Origin of the sequence: Micromonospora sp. NPDC002717 (genome assembly GCF_040295705.1) — a bacterium.
Classification (GTDB): Bacteria; Actinomycetota; Actinomycetes; order Mycobacteriales; family Micromonosporaceae; genus Micromonospora.
The window spans coordinates 91,290-107,682 of record NZ_JBEOVW010000005.1; the positions used below are offsets into that span (position 1 = coordinate 91,290).

Below are 16,393 nucleotides of genomic sequence, written 5' to 3' on the forward strand. Positions count from 1 at the left end.
TATGCGCGCCGGTCAGCCCGCCGTGCCACCGACGCGACGCAGCAGCAGTTCCTGCAGGTGCACCAGCGGCTCCTCGGCCGTGCCGGTACGCCGGCTCCAGGTGCCGTCCGCCGCCAGCTCGAACGCCTCCACGTCCGGGCTCATCGCGGCGGCCATGACGTGGTCCAGCTCGGCCCGGGCGACCGGGTCGCTGACCTGCACCAGCGCCTCGACGCGGCGGTCCAGGTTGCGGTGCATCAGGTCGGCCGAGCCCATCCAGAACTCGGCGTCGCCGTTGTTGCCGAACCGGAAGATCCGGGAGTGCTCCAGGAACCGGCCCAGGATGGAGCGGACCCGGATGTTCTCCGACAGGCCCGGCACCCCCGGCCGCAGCGTGCACATGCCCCGGATGACCAGGTCGACGTGCACGCCGGCCCGGGAGGCCCGGTAGAGGGCGTCGGTGATCTCCTCGTCGACCAGCGAGTTCACCTTGATCTGCACGAGCCCGGGCATGCCGAGCCGCACGTGCGAGATCTCCCGCTCGATGCGCTCGATCAGCCCGCTGCGGATGCCCTGCGGGGCGACCAGCAGCCGCCGGTACGCGGTCTGCCGGCTGTAGCCGGTGAGGACGTTGAACAGGTCGGTCAGGTCGGCGCCGATCTCCGGGTCGGCGGTGAGCATGCCGAAGTCCTCGTAGAGCCGGGCGGTCTTCGGGTGGTAGTTGCCGGTGCCGATGTGGCAGTAGCGGCGGATCTGGTTGCCCTCCTGGCGTACCACCAGGGCGGTCTTGCAGTGCGTCTTCAGGCCCACCAGGCCGTAGACGACGTGGCAGCCGGCGCGCTCCAGGGTGCGCGCCCAGCCGATGTTGGCCACCTCGTCGAAGCGCGCCTTCAGCTCGACCAGCACCACCACCTGCTTGCCGGCGGCCGCCGCGTCGACCAGCGCGTCGACGATCGGCGAGTCGCCGCTGGTGCGGTAGAGGGTCTGCTTGATGGCCAGCACGTCGGGGTCGGCGGCGGCCTGCTCGATGAAGCGCTGCACGCTGGTGGCGAACGAGTGGTACGGGTGGTGCACCAGGATGTCGCCGTCGCGCAGGGTGGCGAAGACGCTGCGCGGCACCTCGCCCTCGGTGAGCCGGGGATGGGTGGCCGGCACGAACGGGGGGTCCTTCAGGTCCGGCCGGTCGGCCTCGTTGTAAAGCTGCCACAGCGCGGAGAGGTCCAGCAGGCCGGGCACCCGCAGCACCTCCTGGTCGTGCATGTCCAGCTCGCGGACGAGCAGCTCCAGCATGTGGTCGGAGATCGAGGCGTCCACCTCCAGCCGGACGGGCGGGCCGAACCGGCGCCGGGCCAGCTCCCGTTCCAGGGCCTGGAGCAGGTCCTCGTCGCGGTCCTCGTCGACCTCCACCTCGGCGTTGCGGGTGACCCGGAACAGGTGGCACTCGACCACCTGCATGCCGGAGAAGAGCTGTCCCAGGTGCACCGAGATCAGGTCCTCCACCGGCAGCATCCGCACGCCCGGCAGGTCCCGGTGCACCCGGACGAACCGGGGCACGTTGTTCGGCACCTTCACCCGGGCGAACAGCTCGGAGCCGCCGTCCGGGTCGCGCACCGCCACGGCCAGGTTGAGCGACCGCCCCGAGATGTACGGGAACGGGTGCGCCGGGTCGACCGCCAGCGGGGTCAGCACCGGGAAGATCTGCTCCCGGAAGTACGCGCGCAGCCGCTCCCGTTCGGGGTCGTCCAGGTCCGCCCAGCGCAGGATGCGGATGTCCTCCGCGGCCAGCTTCGGCAGGACGTCGTCGGTGAAGCAGGCCGAGTGCCGGGTGACCAGCGTGGCGGCCTTCTCGGCGACCAGCTCCAGCTGGGTGCGCAGCGGCATCCGGTCGCCGCCGCGTACCGGCAGGCCGGCCTGGAGCCGCCGCTTCAGCCCGGCCACCCGCACCATGTAGAACTCGTCCAGGTTGCTGGCGAAGATGGCCAGGAACTTGGCCCGCTCCAGCAGCGGCGTGCGCGGGTCCTCGGCGAGCGCCAGCACCCGGGCGTTGAAGTCGAGCCAGGAGAGTTCCCGGTTGAGGAAGCGGTCCTCGGGCAGCGGCGCCACGGCGGGCGGCTCGTCGTCGGCGCCGGGCGCCGCCGGGGCCGGGGCCGCCGGGGCGGCGGGGGACGGCCCGGTGACCGGGTCCAGCACCTCCTCCAGGCCGGCGGAGGCGGTCGCCGCGTCGGGGCCGTCGTCGGTCCGGGCGGCCCCGGGCGGCTCGCTCGGGCGGAAGCGGCCGTCGGCGCCCCGGGAGCGGGTGCCGTTGCGGGCTGCGGCCGACTCGGCGGCGCGTGGCGGTCGGTTGGCGGGCTCGCGAGGGGTGCTCACCCGCCCATAATCACCCGGTCCGGGTTAACGCAAAATGAACATCGACCAGTCGCTCAGGCCATCGTCGGCAACGTCACCCGGACGACCTCGCCGGCGGCGTCGGTCTCGACGCGCAGCCGCTGGCCGAGGCGGAGCAGCCGCAGGCCGGAGGCGTCGAACGCCCGGGCCGGGAAGGCCAGCTCGGTGCCGTCGTCGAGGAGCAGCATCCCGCTGCGGGTCGCCGCGTCGTAGGTGGCCACCGTGCCCTGCATGCCCCGCACGCTACACCGCCCGCACCCCGCACCCCGCCCGCACACCGCCGCGTCCACGCCGGCCGGCGCGGGTCAGGCGGGGCAGCCGGCGGCGGCGAGCGCGGCGGTCTCCGGCCCCAGCCCGAGCCGGGCCGCCGCGGCCAGGTCGTCGGCGGTGTCCACGTCGCGGCGCAGGCTCGGCCAGTCCCCGGTCAGGGCCAGCGCCCCGCTTGTGGCGTGCGCGGCGGCCGAGCCGACCCCGAACCGGGGATCCAGGGGCACGCCCGGTGGCGCGGCCAGCAGCACGGTGCCGTCGCCGGGGGCGTCAGGCACGTACCGGCGTACGTCCGCCGGGCCGGCCTGTGCCGCGTGCAGCGCTGCCGCCAGCTCGGTCGGGCGCAGCGCGGGCAGGTCGGCGGTGAGCCCGGCCACCCAGCCGCCGCCGGCGGCCGACGCGCCGTGCCGGAAGGCGGCGTTCAGGCCGGCGTCCGGGGCGTCCGGCAGCGCGCGGGCGCCCGCCCGGCGGGCCGCCGCGGCCACCCGGGCGTCGTCGGTGACCACCAGCACCCCGGCCACCGCCGGGCAGGCCCGCACCGCGGCGACCGTGTCGGCCGCCAGGGCCAGCGCCAGCGCCTCGTGCGGTACGGCCGGCAGCGCCCCCCGCAGCCGGCTCTTCGCGGCGGCGAGGCGCTTCACCGGCACCACGACGGTCCACCTCGGCTGACTCACACCCGCCATCCTGCCAGCCGGACGGCGGTACCCTCTCTGGCCGGACCCGGGGCGAGCAGGCATGATTTCCGCTGCGGGCGTAACCGGGTGCGGACCGGTGCGGGTCGGGGCGGGACGAGGAGGCGCAGTGACACGGCGGAGGCTGGGGTTCTGGCAATGGTTCGCCGTGGTGCTGGTCAAGCCGGTCATGACGGTCTGGACCCGGCGCACCTGGCGCGGCATGGAGCACCTCCGCCGCGACGGTGGCGTGATCATCGTGCCGAACCACATCTCGCACGCCGACCCCCTGGTCGCGGCGCACTTCGTCTACGACTCCGGCCGCTGGCCGCGCTTCCTCGGCAAGGCCAGCGTGTTCCGGGTCCCGGTGGTCGGCTGGATCCTGCACCGGTGCCGGCAGATCCCGGTCGAGCGGGGCACCGTGGACGCGGTGAAGTCGCTGGACGCCCTGGTCGCCGCGCTCGACGAGGGCGGCGCCGTGGTGATCTACCCGGAGGGCACCACCACCCGCGAACCGGACCTGTGGCCGATGAAGGGCAAGACCGGCGCGGCCCGGCTCGCGCTCGCCACCGGCGCGCCGGTGATCCCGGTCGCCATGTGGGGCCCGGAGCGCATCTTCGACCCGCGCAGGGCCCGGCTCAACCCGCGGCCCCGGATCCCGGTGACCGTGGTCGCCGGCCCGCCGGTCGATCTGAGCCGGTGGACCGAAGCCACCCCGACGAAGGCTGTCCTCGAGGAGATGACCGACACCATCATGCTGCGGCTGCGTGACATGCTCGCGGAGGTTCGGGGCGGCACGCCGCCGCCCCTGTGGGAACGACCGGGCCGCCCCGGTGGCGAGCGCCGGCCGGGAGCGGCGGCGTGAGCGAGTGGAGCGAGCGAACCATCAGGCACGGCAGCGTGGCGCCTCGCGCCGTCGCCGAGCGGAGCGAGGTGGCGGCGTGAGCGGGCACGTCGCGGTGCTGGGGGCCGGCTCGTGGGGGACGGCCTTCGCCAAGATCCTCGCCGACGCCGGCCGGGACGTCACCATCTGGGCGCGCCGCCGGCCGGTCGCCGACACGATCCGCGCCGAGCGGCGCAACCCGGAGTACCTGCCGGACGTGCTCCTGCCGTCCCGGGTCACGGCGACCGGGGACGCCGCCGAGGCGATCACCGGGGCCGAGCTGGTGGTGCTGGCCGTGCCGTCGCAGACGCTGCGCGGCAACCTCGCCGAGTGGAGCGGGCACCTGCATCCGGACGCCACCCTGGTCTCGCTGATGAAGGGCATCGAGCTCGGCACCACCAGGCGGATGAGCGAGGTGATCGTGGAGACCGCCGGGGTGGCGGCGGACCGGGTGGTGGTGGTCTCCGGGCCCAACCTGGCCCCCGAGATCGCCGCCGAGCAGCCGGCCGCCACCGTGGTCGCCTGCACCGACCCGGACCGGGCCACACTGGTGCAGCGGTCGATCACCACCTCCTACTTCCGCCCGTACACCAACGACGACGTGATCGGCTGCGAGCTGGGCGGCGCGGTGAAGAACGTGATCGCGCTGGCGTACGGCATTGCCGTCGCGATGGGCTTCGGCGACAACACCCGGGCCATGCTGGTCACCCGGGGGCTGGCCGAGACCGCCCGGCTCGGGGTGGCCCTGGGCGCCGACCCGCTCACCTTCGCCGGCCTGGCCGGGATGGGTGACCTGGTCGCCTCCTGCTCCTCGCCGATGGCCCGCAACCGCACGTTCGGCGAGCACCTGGGCCGGGGCGCGACCCTGGAGGAGGCCCGCGTCGCCACCCGGCAGACCGCCGAGGGGGTCAAGAGCGCCCTCGCCATCCGCGACCTGGCCCGGGCGCACGCGGTGGAGATGCCGATCACCGAGCAGGTGGAGCTGGTCTGCCACGAGGGTGTCGACCCGCGCCTCGCCGTCGACGCCCTGATGAGCCGGACGACGAAACCGGAGTGAGCGAGTGACCGCACCGCACGACGGCACCCGATGCGTCCGCGCCGGCCTGCCCGAGCCGGCCCCCGGCCAGCCGTTCCTGCCGGGGCCGGTCTTCGCCGCGCCGTACCACCTGGACCCGTGGGCGGGGCCGGCGGCGGCGCCGAACGGCTACGGCCGGCCGGACAACCCCACCCGCCGGTTGCTGGAGGCGGCCGTCGGGGAGCTGGAGGGGGGCGACTGCCGGGTCTTCGCCAGCGGGCAGGCCGCGATCACCGGGCTGCTGCTGACGGTGCTGAGGCCGGGGGACACCGTGGTGCTCCCGTCGGACGGCTACTTCGCCGTCCGGGCCTTCGCCCGGGACACGCTGGAGGGGATCGGGGTGCGGGTGCTCCTCACCCCGACCGCCGGCCCCCACCCGGACTTCGACGGCGTACGCCTGGTGCTGCTGGAGACGCCGGCGAACCCCGGCCTGGACGTCGCCGACGTGTCGGCGCTGGCTGCCCGCGCGCACGCGGCCGGCGCCCTGGTCGCGGTCGACAACACCACCGCCACGCCGCTCGGGCAGCGCCCGCTCGACCTCGGCGCCGACCTCGTGGTGGCCTCCGGCACCAAGGCGCTCACCGGGCACTCGGACCTGCTGCTCGGCTACGTCGCCACCCGCTCGACCGAACTGCTGGACGCGGTGACCGCCTGGCGGAACGTCACCGGTGCGGTGCCCGGCGCGTTCGACGCCTGGCTCGCGCACCGGTCGCTGGCCACCCTCGACCTGCGGCTGGGCCGGCAGACGGCGAACGCCGAGGCGCTCGCCGGGCTGCTCGTCGGGCGGCCCGACGTGACCGGGCTGCGCTGGCCCGGGCTGCCCGGCGACCCGGCCCATCCGGTGGCGTCGGTCCAGATGCGACGGATCCCCGGCGTGCTCTCCTTCGACCTCGGCGACGCCGCGCGGGTGGCGCGGTTCCTCGACGCGGCCCGGCTGGTCGCCGCGGCCACCTCCTTCGGCGGCCTGCACACCACCGCCGACCGGCGGGCCCAGTGGGGCGACGACACCCCGCCCGGCTTCGTCCGGCTCTCCTGCGGCGTGGAGGACGCCGTCGACCTGGTCGCCGACGTGGCCGCCGCGCTCGACGCCAGCCGTTGAGCGCTCGGGCGCGGGCCGTCGAGCACCCGGTGTCGGATGTCGGGCTATCGTGACCGTGGCCCCGAGCGGGGCCGTCCGCGGCCCGCGCCGGGCCCGACCGGAGGAGGTGAGTCCGATCCACCCGACAGGCAGGACCGACGCTCCCCTCCGACGCCACGCCGGTTGACCCGGCGCCCGGGAGCGTCGACGAGCGTTCCCGGAGGTCCACCATGACCGTTTCCTTCCGCCCCGACCGACCCGCCCTCGTGCACCGGCTGCGCGCCGCCGGCTGCGTCTACGCCGAGGACGAGGCGGACCTGCTGATCGCCGCCGCGGACTCGCCGCAGGCGCTCTCCGACCTGGCCGACCGCCGGGTCGCCGGGCTCCCGCTGGAACACCTGCTCGGCTGGGCCGAGTTCTGCGGCGAGCGGATCGCCGTCGATCCCGGCGTGTTCGTGCCGCGCGCGCGTACCGCCCTGCTGGTCGACGCCGCCGTCGCGGTGACCGGCCCGGCGGCGGCCGTGGTGGACCTGTGCTGCGGCTCCGGCGCCACCACCGTCGCGCTGGCCCGCCGGCTCGCGCCGCGCTGGCTGGCCGCCGCCGACGTCGACCCCGCCGCCGTGGCCTGCGCCCGGCGCAACCTGGCGCCGCTGGGGGTGCCGGTCTTCCACGGCGACCTGTACGAGCCGCTGCCGGTGCGCTGGCGGGGGAGCCTGGACCTGGTGGTGGCCAACGCCCCGTACGTGCCGACGGCGGCGGTGGCGCTGATGCCGCCGGAGGCCCGGCTGCACGAGGCGCAGGTGGCCCTGGACGGCGGATCGGACGGGCTGGCAGTGCTGCGCCGGGTCGGCGTGGGCGCGGCGCGCTGGCTGGCCCCGGGCGGGCACCTGGTGGTGGAGACGAGCGAGGCGCAGGCGGACGCGCTCTGCGCGGCGCTGACCGCCGCCGGCCTGCACCCCACAGTGACCCGCGACGACGACCGGGACGCCACCGCCGTCACCGCCCGCCGCCCCGCCTGACCGGGGCTTCGCGTCTCGGCGCGGGCCGCCGCTCGCGACGCGCGACAGGTGGCGGCGCCGCGCGGCAGCCCCGCCGTGACCCGCCCGTCGACGGCCCCACCGGCTCCCAACGGCGGGACCGTCGACGGCGCGGGGGCGCCGGCGTCGCGTGCGGGCAAGCGGCGCCGGCGCCGGGGTGGGGTCAGCGGCGCGGCGGCGCCCCGGCGAAGACGGCCCAGGCGGCGGGCGGGAAGAGCAGCGCCGGGCCGGACGGGTCCTTGGAGTCGCGGACGGCGACTGTCTCCGGGAGCAGCGCCATCTCCACGCACGCCCCCTCGTCGCCGCTGCGGCTGCTCTTGCGCCACCGGGCCGCGGCGAGCGTCGCGCTGGTCGTCGGTGTCATGGTCCTACCGTCCCTTCAGGAGTTGGAGGAGCTGGTCTCGGCTGGCCGGCGGGCTGAGCGCGACGGTCCGCAGGTGCTCCATGATCTTGGTGCAGGTACGCAGGTCGCCCGGCCGGTCCAGGACCATCTGCCCGGCCACGGTCTCCACCGAGGCGATGATCGGGTCCTCCGGGTCGGCGAACTCCAGGATGTGCAGCGAGCCCCGGGTGCCCCGGTGGTAGCCGGCGGCGAGGGGGATCACCTGCACCGTGATGTTGGGCAGTTCGCCCATCCGCAGCAGGTGGTGCAGTTGGCTCTCCATCACCGACCGGTCGCCGACCGGCCGCAGCAGCGCGCCCTCGTCGATGATGGCGTCCAGGATCGGCGGCTTGTCGCCGGTGAGCCGCTGCTGTCGGTCTAGCCGGACCTGGACCCGCTGCTCGACCTCGTCGTCGCCGAGGGTGTGCGGGCCGCCCCGCATGACGCCCCGGATGTAGTCGGCGGTCTGCAACAGCCCCGGCACCACGGACGGCTCGAAGTTGGCGATCCCGGTCGCCTCGGCCTCCAGCGCGATGAAGTCGATGGTGCGCCGGTCCAGCAGGTACGAGTACGACACCCACCAGCCGGGTTTGCGCGCGTCCTTGGCCAACTGGACGGCCGCCGCCACCTCGTCCGCGCCGACCCCGTAGAGGGTGAGCAGGGCGCGTACGGTGGCCGGGCTGACCAGCGTCTGCGCGTTCTCGTAGCGGGACAGGGTGCTGCGGGTGCTGCTGATCTCGTCCGCCGCCGCCTCCAGCGTGAGGCCGGCGGCTTCCCGGTGGGTGCGCAACGCGATGCCCAGGCGTCGGGCGCGGGCGGTCTTGGGAGCCATGCATCGATCGTCGCACATCTTTCCGGGAAGGTGTAGATGAGAGAACGTCGATGAGAGTTGCATTCATGGCTGTAGAGATGTCAATCTGTCATCGCGTCCTCACCGCCGGTTGTCGTGGCGACGGTGGTGGTGAGCGACCGGAGGGGATGGGGCGCGCGGCGATCGGGTTTCTCCCCCGAGCCCGATCGCCGCGTGCCACGCCCCGTGGCCCGCCAGCCGGAAGGGATTCGACGTGAGTACTGGTCAGCAGGCCCGCGCCGACCGCGCCGGCGGCCTCCGATGACACGGTTCCTCGTGGTTCTCACCGACGTCCGCCCCGTCGACGGCGCCGGCCGCGACGAGCGGACCTGCCCCGAGCGGCGCCGCCAGGTGGTCGGCGCGACCAGCCGCGAGGCGGCCGACCGGATCGCCGGCGCGTTCATGGCGCTGGGCATGGTGCGGGCCGGCCGGCAGCGGGTCAAGGTGATCGCCATCGGCCGGCGGCACGCGCGCGGCTGACGCCGCCACGGGCGGCGCGGTCGGGAGTCGGCCCCGCCGGGCGGACGGCCCGCCCGGCCGGCGGCCCGGCCCGGCGGAGAGGCGCGGCCCGGCGCCCCGCCGGGCCGTCCGGCGTCACAGCATCCGGCGCCGCTTCAGGTACGCCACCAGGTCGTCGTAGACGCCCCCCTCGTTGGCGAACATCGCCACGTTGCGGGCGGTGGCCATCCACGGCTTCGTCGAGGGCCGGACCTCCTTCGCCGCCCGCTCCAGGTCCCGCTGCTCGATCATCCGCACCTCGCCGGTGCGCACGGAGTCGGCCATCGCGTACTCGGCGGCGGTCTCGCAGAGGTGGGCCAGGTCGGCGCCGGAGTAGTCCTCGGTGGCCGCCACGATCTTCCGCAGGTCGATCCCGGCGATCGGCCGCTCCCGCAGGTGGTACTCCAGGATGGACGCGCGCGCCTCCGCGTCCGGCGGCAGCACCAGCACCACCCGGTCGAGCCGGCCCGGGCGGCGCAGCGCCGGGTCGACGTCCCACGGGGTGTTGGTGGCGGCCAGCACGAAGACGCCCTCGTTGCTGCCCTCCATCCCGTCCAGCTCGGCCAGCAGTTGGTTGCCCAGCGTCCGCATCGAGCTGGAGCCGACCTGCGAGCGCTTGTGCCCGAGGGCGTCGACCTCGTCGAGGAAGAGCACGCAGGGGGCGTTGCGGCGGGCCGCCTGGAACAGCTCGTGCAGGTTGCGCTCCGAGTTGCCCATCCACATGTCCAGCACGTCCACGATCGACAGCGAGATGAACTTGGCGCCCATCTCCCCGGCGACCGCGCGGGCCAGGAAGGTCTTGCCGCAGCCGGGCGGGCCGTAGAGCATCAGGCCGCCGCGCAGGCTCTTGCCGTACATCTTGCGCAGTTGCGGGTTGCGCAGCGGGCCGAGGAAGGCCAGCTCCAGCCGCTCCTTGACCGCCGCCATGCCGCCCACGTCGGCCAGCCGGATGCCGGAGGTCTCCACGTCGTACACCCGGTCGGAGTCGCCGGTCACCGGCTCCGGCTCGTCGCCGGCGCGGGCGAAGCGCGGCGGCACGACGTCGGCCAGCTCCTGCTCGTAGGCCGCCAGCGGGTCGTGGCCGGCGGTCGCGGCGGGGCCGCCGGGCCCGGCCGGCGCCGGGCGCTGCGCCGGCGGCTGCGGGGCCGCCGGGGCCGGCGCCGGCGGCGGGGGTACGGAGCCGCCCAGCGCCCGCTGCATCAGGGCCTGTGCCTGGTCGTTGCCCGGATCCCGGGCGAGCGCCTGACCGACCTGCGCGATCGCCTCCCCGGCCCGGCCGGCGTCCAACAGCAGCGAGGCCAGGTGGAGTCGCAGCGGCAGGTCGTCGGGGCGGGCGTCCAGGGCCGCCGTCAGGGACTCGATGAGGGGATCAGCGCTCATAGGACGAGCAGCGTAGTGGGCGTCCGGTGCCGTCACCGCCCCGGATCTCCGCGCGAGCGATTACGCAACGTATATCCTTTGTTGACCGATTGCCGCGTCCTGTCGCCTGTCCCCCGGGTATCGGCAGCCGAGGCCCGCCACGCACAGTAAGGTCAACCGGGTGAGCGCCACCACCGGCGCAGCAGTCGCGTACGAAGAGGTGACCGGAGTGACCACCCCAGGCAGGACCCGCGTGGCGATCGTCTTCGGCGGCCGCAGCCCGGAACACGGCATCTCCTGCGTCAGCGCCGGCAGCGTGCTCGGCGCCCTCGACCCCGACGAGTTCGAGGTGGTGCCGGTGGGCATCACCCGGGCCGGTCAGTGGGTGCTGACCAGCGGCGACCCGGCCCAGTTGGCGATCAACGCGCGCCGGCTGCCGGAGATCACCGCCGAGTCCGGCGCCGACATCGTGCTGCGCGCCGACCCGACCGGCAACGGGCTGATGGTGCTCGACCCGACCGAGGGTCCCCGGGCGCTCGCCGACGTCGACGTGGTCTTCCCGGTGCTGCACGGCGCGTACGGGGAGGACGGCACCATCCAGGGCATGCTGGAGATGGCCGGCATCCCGTACGTCGGGGCGAACGTGTTCGCCTCCGCCGCCGCGATGGACAAGGAGTTCACCAAGAAGCTCTGCGCCGCCGAGGGCATCCCGGTGGGCCCGTACGCGGTGCTGCGCAACGGGATGACGCTGAGCGAGGCGGACAAGGAGCGGCTCGGCCTGCCCGTGTTCGTCAAGCCCTCCCGGGCCGGTTCGTCGTTCGGCATCACCAAGGTCACCGACTGGGCGGACCTGGACGCCGCCGTCGCCGCCGCCCGTCAGATCGATCCGAAGGTGCTGGTCGAGGGGGCAATCGTCGGCCGCGAGATCGAGTGCGGCGTGCTGGAGGGCGAGGCCGGCGGCGCGCCGGAGGCGTCGGTGCTCGCCGAGGTGCGGGTGGTCGGCGAGTACGACTTCTACGACTTCGAGGCGAAGTACATCGACTCCGAGGAGGCCTGCGAGTACGACATCCCCGCCGGCCTGCCCGAGCGGGTGACCCGGCAGGTCCAGGAGTACGCCGTCCGCGCCTTCACCGCGTTGGACTGCGCCGGCCTGGCCCGGGTCGACTTCTTCGTCACCCCGGAGCTGGACGTCTACCTCAACGAGATCAACACGATGCCGGGCTTCACCTCGACGTCGATGTTCCCCCGGATGTGGGCGGCGTCCGGGCTGGAGTACCCGAAGCTGGTCAACCGCCTCATCCGCACCGCCCTGCACCGGGGCGTCGGCCTGCACTGAGCCCGCGGTCCGCCCGTACGCGGAAAAGAGTGGCCTCCCGATGGGGAGGCCACTCTTCGGTGGTGGGCCGTCAGCCCTGGCAGCCCCGCGGCATGTCGCCGCCGGAGGGCACGGAGGCCACGATCGTCTCCGAGATGGGGGAGACCCACTGCAACGCCTGCCCGTACGACCGCGGGACGCGGACCGTCACGGCGGTCTCCCGGTCCAGCGTGGTGAGCACGGTGGCGTCCGTCTCCTCCTGGGCGTACCAGCAGACCTTGTTGACCGTCCACACGTCGTCCGTCTCGCCGACGGTCGGCTCGGCGCCGCCGCAGGCCAGCGTGAGCGCCGGGTCGCCGTACGCGGCGTTCTGCTCCGGGCCGGCGGTGACCGTACGCTGGGCGAGGTCGTTGACCGTCGGCGGCAACTGGGAGAGCAGCGCCCGGCAGACCGTGGCGGGCCGTTCGGCCAGCGCCGGGGCGGCCATCTCGACCGGAGCGGTGGACTGGGCGCGGGGAGCACTTGCCGTCGGGCTCGGCGCGGCGGCCGGCTCGGCCGGCTCGTCCGGGGAAAGCTGGACGAAGGCGAGCACGCCGACCAGCGCGGTGATCGGCAGCGCGACCAGCGTGGCGATCAGCGCGGCGCTCCGGGTCGTCCGGTCCCGGGCCGGGCGGTCGGGGGCGGCCTCGTCCGCCTGGGCGGAATCGGTCACGGGAGAGTCAGTGATCTTGTCCACTTACAGGCGCACCACCGAACACGTGAGGGTGCGGGTGATGCCGGGCACCATCTGCACCTTGCTGACGATGAGTTTGCCGAGCTCGTCGACGGTGTTCGCCTCGGTGAGCACGACCACGTCGTACGGCCCGGTGACGGCGTCGACCCGCACCACGCCGGCAAGGTCCCCGATGTGACCGGCCACGTCGCGCGCGCGGCCGACCTCGGTCTGGATGAGGATGTACGCCTGTACCACGACTCGACCTCCGTCCGTCGCCGCCTGCGGGGCGGCCCGAGAGGAGAAAGTACCTTACGGACCAGGTCTGATCCCTATCGGTGGTCAAGGAGAAGCGGTGAGCGAGCACGGCGGAGGGCCGGCATGAGTGTCGCGGGGGTCGGCGAGTTCGGCCTGATCGACCGGGTGACCGCCCGGTTGTCGTACGGATCGACCGTTCTGCTCGGTCCCGGGGACGACGCGGCGGTGGTGGCCGCCCCGGACGCCCGGGTCGCGGCCTCGACGGACGTGCTGGTGGAGGGGCGGCACTTCCGGCGGGACTGGTCCGCCGCGCGTGACGTCGGCCACCGGGCGGCGGCGGCCAACCTGGCCGACATCGCCGCGATGGGGGCGGAGCCGACCGCGCTGCTGGTCGCGCTCTGCATGCCGCCGGAGTTGGAGACCGGGTGGGCCGAGGAACTCGCCGACGGGCTCGGCGCCGAGGCGGCGAAGGTCGGCGCGAGCGTGGTGGGCGGGGACATGTCCGCCAGCCCCACGTTGACGATCGCGGTCACCGCCCTCGGCGACCTCGGCGGCCGGCCGCCGGTGACGCGCTCCGGGGCGCGGCCCGGGGACGTGCTGGCCCTGGCCGGCCGGACCGGGTACGCGGCGGCCGGGCTGACGGTGCTCTCCCGGGGCTTCCGCACCCCGCGGCTGCTGGTGGAGGCGTACCGGCGGCCGGAGGTGCCGTACCGGGCCGGACCGCACGCGGCCCGACTCGGCGCCACCTCGATGATCGACGTGTCGGACGGGCTGCTCGCCGACCTCGGGCACGTGGCCAAGGCCAGCGGCGTGGCCCTCGACGTGCGCCGGGACGCCTTCGAGGTGCCCCGGCAGATGCGCGACGCCGCCCAGGCCCTGGGCGTCGACCCGTACTCCTGGCTGCTCACCGGGGGCGACGACCACGCGCTGGCCGCGACCTTCCCGCCGGCGGTGGCGCTGCCGCCCGACTGGCGCCCGATCGGGCGGGTGACGGCGGGCTCCGGTGTCACGGTCGACGGCGGCCCGTACGACGGACCCGCCGGCTGGGACCACTTCCGGTAAGGGCCGGCGCTGGTCGTACCCTTTACGCCGTGAGTGAGATCGAGATCCGCGCCGAGCGCTTCGACTCGCCGGTCGCGCAGCGGCTGATCCGCGCCGCGCTGGCCGACCTCGGCGCCCGGTACGGCGGCAGCGGCGACGACACCCCGGTGGACCCGGGCGAGTTCGTGTCGCCGGCCGGCGCCTTCCTCGTTGCCCACCTCGGCGGCGAGCCGGTCGGCTGCGGCGGCTGGCGCAGCCACGGCGACGACGGCGACACGGCCGAGCTGAAGCGGATGTACACCGCCCCGGCGGCCCGGGGCCGGGGCGTGGCCCGGGCGGTCCTGGCCGCCGTGGAGCGCTCGGCCCGCGAGCACGGGCGCAAGCGGATCGTCCTGGAGTGCGGCGACAAGCAGCCCGAGGCCATCGCCATGTACACCGCGGCCGGCTACGAGCGGATCCCGAACTTCGGCTTCTACAAGGACGCCCCGGGCTGCCTCTCGTTCGGCCGCACCCTCTGAGCCACCGGCCCGGGGACTCCCGGCCCGGCCGGGCAACCCGCCGGGCCGGCTACGGCACGATCAGGCGGTGGTGAACCGGATCTGCTCGGCGGCCTTGCCGGCCGCGTCGGTCGCCTCGGCCGGGTCGGCGCCCCAGGCCAGCAGGTGACCGCTGCGCCGCAGCGAGGACGTCACCTCCGTCACGGTGTCGCCGACCGCCACGTCGAGCTGCACCTCCAGCACGCCGGGCACCCGGCGGGCCGCGCGCAGCCCGTCGACGGCGGTGACGGTGCCGGGCTCGGCCAGCAGGAACTCGACCGCCGCCGCGCCGGTCGGCCGCGCCGGCAGGGCCGGCCGCTCCCCGCAGAGCGTCCGCAGGTACGCCTCGATGAACCCGCACTCGTACGCGATCGACACCAGCGCGGTGATCATGTCGCCGGGCAGCCGGGCGGCGCACTCGACCAGCGTCGGCACCCCGTCGGCGACGATCCACTCGCTGTGCAGCGTGCCGGTGCGGAAGCCGGCGGCGGCGGCCAGCCGGGTCGCCACCTCGACCAGCTCCCGGCGGGTGGGGTCGGGCAGCGCGGTCGGCACCGTGTGGCCGGTCTCCACCGGGGAGCGACCCGGGAGCACCCGCTTGTCCGTGACGTTGGCGAAGATCACCTCGCCGTCGGCGACGAGCAGCTCGACGCTGTGCTCGCACCCGTCGACGACCTGCTCGACGAGCACGCCCGTGGGCAGCCCCCGGCCGGTCGCCTCCGGCGGGTCCTCGGGCGAGGCGGTGCCCGCCCACGCCCCGGCGACCTCCGCCGGGTCGGCGATGATCTGCACGCCCAGGCTGCCCGAGCGGCGGGTGGGCTTCAGCACGCACCGGCCGCCGTGCCGCCGGGCGAACTCGGTCGCCCCGGCGGCGGAGTCGACCAGCGCGAAGGCCGGGTTGGCCAGGCCGGCCTCGGCGGCGAGCAGCCGCATCCGGTGCTTGTCGGAGAAGACGTCGGCCGCCGCCGGACCGGCGCCGGGCAGGCCGAGCGCCTCGGCGAGCCGGGCGGTGGCCCCGACGGCGTACTCGAGGCCGGGCATGACCAGCCGGGCGGCGGCCAGCCCGGGTTCCCGGGCGACCAGCGCGGCGGCGTCGAAGCCGAGCTGGTACTCGGCGGGCACCACGCGGGAGATGAAGGGCATCTCGCGGGCGAACCGCTCCAGCCCCCGGCGCTCGATGACGTCGGGTTCCTCGACGAGGACGACGCTGCCCGCGGGCAGTTCCTCGCTGAACCAGCGCAGCATCCCGAGGGAGGCACCGACGATGACCATCTCGTCCCGGCCTAGATCAAGCTGCACCAGTCGTTCCTCCGCGCTCCGTTGCTCCCCGCGCCGGCCCGAACCGGACTCGCCGCGCACGCAGACCCTAACCGGGCTCGCGCCGCACCTCGAAGGGCGGTCGCGTACCCGTCAGCCGACCCGCCCGGACCCGACACGAACCGGCCCGGGGCCCGCCGGGACCCGGCACGAGGCGGGGGCGCCGGGACCCGGCACGAGGCCGGCGATCCCGGACACGACAGAACCGGCGGGCCCACGAGGGCCCGCCGGCAATGACGAGTGTGAAGCTGGGGACTACCGCGTCAGGCGCGGGTGACCTTGCCAGCCTTGATGCACGAGGTGCAGACCTGCATCTTCTTGGTGTTCCCGCCACCGGCCGGGGTACGCACCGACTGGATGTTCGGGTTCCAGCGGCGGTTGGTCCGCCGGTGCGAGTGGGACACGTTGTGGCCGAAGCCCGGTCCCTTGCCACAGACGTCGCACACGCTAGCCACGGGATACTCCTGGGTTTGAAACGTTCATGAGGTCGCCGCCAGGCGCTGCCCGGGCAACCTGGCCAGGTTACCCGATGACCCGCGCACCCGACCAACCGGCCCCGGGCGGTGCCCGGAGCGGGGCCGGCTCGGCGCGGCGCGGTCGCCCGGTCGGCGCCGTCCCTTCCGGCAGCACCGTACGAAGGGACGCGACCACGAGGGTAGTCCGGCCGGGGCCACCGGAGCCGGCGGCCCCCGACCAGCGGGCCGGGGTCGCGCCGGCTCGGCGGGGCGCCGACGTGACGGGCGGCCGGGG

The 16,393-nt window shown here is 75.0% G+C and carries 18 protein-coding genes; 8 read left to right on the plus strand and 10 right to left on the minus strand.

Annotated features, from left to right (window positions below; genetic code table 11):
• Window positions 1–12: 12 nt before the first annotated feature.
• The 3 genes from ABT006_RS09915 to cofC all read right to left on the minus strand — a co-directional run bounded on the left by ABT006_RS09915 (window position 13) and on the right by cofC (window position 3,314).
• Window positions 13–2,178, minus strand: coding sequence for an RNA degradosome polyphosphate kinase (locus tag ABT006_RS09915; RefSeq protein WP_502890904.1), 2,166 nt, complete (start codon window positions 2,176–2,178; stop codon window positions 13–15).
• Between the two features lie 221 nt (window positions 2,179–2,399).
• A complete protein-coding gene (locus ABT006_RS09920; RefSeq protein ID WP_350684722.1) occupies window positions 2,400–2,597 on the minus strand; it encodes a cold-shock protein in 198 nt (65 codons plus the stop codon).
• Between the two features lie 72 nt (window positions 2,598–2,669).
• Window positions 2,670–3,314: a 2-phospho-L-lactate guanylyltransferase gene (gene cofC / locus ABT006_RS09925; RefSeq protein ID WP_350704787.1), complete on the minus strand. Its 645-nt coding sequence runs from the start codon at window positions 3,312–3,314 to the stop codon at window positions 2,670–2,672.
• A gap of 118 nt (window positions 3,315–3,432) precedes the next feature.
• Here cofC and ABT006_RS09930 point away from each other — a divergent pair, with 118 nt between their 5' ends.
• The 4 genes from ABT006_RS09930 (at window position 3,433) to ABT006_RS09945 (ending at window position 7,357) form a co-directional block, all read left to right on the plus strand.
• Window positions 3,433–4,167: a lysophospholipid acyltransferase family protein gene (locus ABT006_RS09930; RefSeq protein ID WP_350704789.1), complete on the plus strand. Its 735-nt coding sequence runs from the start codon at window positions 3,433–3,435 to the stop codon at window positions 4,165–4,167.
• 76 nt (window positions 4,168–4,243) lie between these two features.
• Window positions 4,244–5,242, plus strand: coding sequence for an NAD(P)H-dependent glycerol-3-phosphate dehydrogenase (locus tag ABT006_RS09935; protein WP_350704791.1), 999 nt, complete (start codon window positions 4,244–4,246; stop codon window positions 5,240–5,242).
• Between the two features lie 4 nt (window positions 5,243–5,246).
• Window positions 5,247–6,359: a cystathionine gamma-lyase gene (locus tag ABT006_RS09940; RefSeq protein ID WP_350704793.1), complete on the plus strand. Its 1,113-nt coding sequence runs from the start codon at window positions 5,247–5,249 to the stop codon at window positions 6,357–6,359.
• Window positions 6,360–6,568: 209 nt separating this feature from the next.
• On the plus strand, window positions 6,569–7,357 hold the full coding sequence (locus tag ABT006_RS09945; protein ID WP_350704795.1) for a putative protein N(5)-glutamine methyltransferase: 789 nt from the start codon (window positions 6,569–6,571) through the stop codon (window positions 7,355–7,357).
• Window positions 7,358–7,538: 181 nt separating this feature from the next.
• Here the strand turns inward: ABT006_RS09945 and ABT006_RS09950 are convergent, their stop codons facing one another.
• Window positions 7,539–7,739, minus strand: coding sequence for a DUF397 domain-containing protein (locus tag ABT006_RS09950; RefSeq protein WP_350704797.1), 201 nt, complete (start codon window positions 7,737–7,739; stop codon window positions 7,539–7,541).
• Window positions 7,740–7,743: 4 nt separating this feature from the next.
• Complete coding sequence (locus ABT006_RS09955) at window positions 7,744–8,589, minus strand: helix-turn-helix domain-containing protein (protein WP_350704798.1); 846 nt, start codon at window positions 8,587–8,589, stop codon at window positions 7,744–7,746.
• 279 nt (window positions 8,590–8,868) lie between these two features.
• On the opposite strand from ABT006_RS09955, the gene ABT006_RS09960 reads away from it, so the two are divergent.
• A complete protein-coding gene (locus tag ABT006_RS09960) occupies window positions 8,869–9,087 on the plus strand; it encodes a hypothetical protein (protein ID WP_350704800.1) in 219 nt (72 codons plus the stop codon).
• A 114-nt stretch (window positions 9,088–9,201) separates the two neighbouring features.
• On the opposite strand, the gene ABT006_RS09965 is transcribed toward ABT006_RS09960, so the two are convergent.
• Complete coding sequence (locus ABT006_RS09965) at window positions 9,202–10,485, minus strand: ATP-binding protein (protein ID WP_350704802.1); 1,284 nt, start codon at window positions 10,483–10,485, stop codon at window positions 9,202–9,204.
• A gap of 208 nt (window positions 10,486–10,693) precedes the next feature.
• Between ABT006_RS09965 and ABT006_RS09970 the strand changes: the two genes are divergently transcribed.
• On the plus strand, window positions 10,694–11,800 hold the full coding sequence (locus tag ABT006_RS09970; RefSeq protein WP_350705121.1) for a D-alanine--D-alanine ligase family protein: 1,107 nt from the start codon (window positions 10,694–10,696) through the stop codon (window positions 11,798–11,800).
• A gap of 70 nt (window positions 11,801–11,870) precedes the next feature.
• Here ABT006_RS09970 and ABT006_RS09975 read toward each other — a convergent pair whose 3' ends face one another.
• Both ABT006_RS09975 and ABT006_RS09980 read right to left on the minus strand, forming a co-directional pair.
• Complete coding sequence (locus tag ABT006_RS09975) at window positions 11,871–12,515, minus strand: DUF3515 family protein (RefSeq protein WP_350704804.1); 645 nt, start codon at window positions 12,513–12,515, stop codon at window positions 11,871–11,873.
• Window positions 12,516–12,749 carry an Lrp/AsnC ligand binding domain-containing protein gene (locus tag ABT006_RS09980; protein ID WP_350686149.1) on the minus strand — a complete coding sequence of 78 codons (234 nt, stop codon included), beginning with the start codon at window positions 12,747–12,749 and terminating at the stop codon, window positions 12,516–12,518. It lies immediately after the preceding gene.
• Between the two features lie 123 nt (window positions 12,750–12,872).
• Between ABT006_RS09980 and ABT006_RS09985 the strand changes: the two genes are divergently transcribed.
• Window positions 12,873–13,811 (plus strand): thiamine-phosphate kinase, encoded by a 939-nt coding sequence (locus tag ABT006_RS09985; protein ID WP_350704806.1) that lies wholly within the window; start codon window positions 12,873–12,875, stop codon window positions 13,809–13,811.
• Window positions 13,812–13,840: 29 nt separating this feature from the next.
• Window positions 13,841–14,308 carry a GNAT family N-acetyltransferase gene (locus tag ABT006_RS09990; RefSeq protein ID WP_350704808.1) on the plus strand — a complete coding sequence of 156 codons (468 nt, stop codon included), beginning with the start codon at window positions 13,841–13,843 and terminating at the stop codon, window positions 14,306–14,308.
• Window positions 14,309–14,368: 60 nt separating this feature from the next.
• On the opposite strand, the gene ABT006_RS09995 is transcribed toward ABT006_RS09990, so the two are convergent.
• Window positions 14,369–15,625, minus strand: a complete 1,257-nt coding sequence (locus ABT006_RS09995) for an ATP-grasp domain-containing protein (protein WP_350704810.1) — start codon at window positions 15,623–15,625, stop codon at window positions 14,369–14,371.
• A 281-nt stretch (window positions 15,626–15,906) separates the two neighbouring features.
• Window positions 15,907–16,098, minus strand: a complete 192-nt coding sequence (rpmB, locus tag ABT006_RS10000; protein ID WP_088963534.1) for a 50S ribosomal protein L28 — start codon at window positions 16,096–16,098, stop codon at window positions 15,907–15,909.
• Between the last annotated feature and the right edge of the window lie 295 nt (window positions 16,099–16,393).

Excerpts from the sequence above, each read along its gene's own strand:
- ABT006_RS09985 (WP_350704806.1), top strand. The coding sequence starts at position 12,873 with ATGAGTGTCGCGGGGGTCGGCGAGTTCGGCCTGATCGACCGGGTGACC.
- ABT006_RS09960 (WP_350704800.1), top strand. The coding sequence starts at position 8,869 with ATGACACGGTTCCTCGTGGTTCTCACCGACGTCCGCCCCGTCGACGGC.
- ABT006_RS09955 (WP_350704798.1), bottom strand. The coding sequence starts at position 8,589 with ATGGCTCCCAAGACCGCCCGCGCCCGACGCCTGGGCATCGCGTTGCGC.
- ABT006_RS09920 (WP_350684722.1), bottom strand. The coding sequence starts at position 2,597 with ATGCAGGGCACGGTGGCCACCTACGACGCGGCGACCCGCAGCGGGATG.
- cofC (WP_350704787.1), bottom strand. The coding sequence starts at position 3,314 with ATGGCGGGTGTGAGTCAGCCGAGGTGGACCGTCGTGGTGCCGGTGAAG.
- ABT006_RS09965 (WP_350704802.1), bottom strand. The coding sequence starts at position 10,485 with ATGAGCGCTGATCCCCTCATCGAGTCCCTGACGGCGGCCCTGGACGCC.
- ABT006_RS09945 (WP_350704795.1), top strand. The coding sequence starts at position 6,569 with ATGACCGTTTCCTTCCGCCCCGACCGACCCGCCCTCGTGCACCGGCTG.
- ABT006_RS09950 (WP_350704797.1), bottom strand. The coding sequence starts at position 7,739 with ATGACACCGACGACCAGCGCGACGCTCGCCGCGGCCCGGTGGCGCAAG.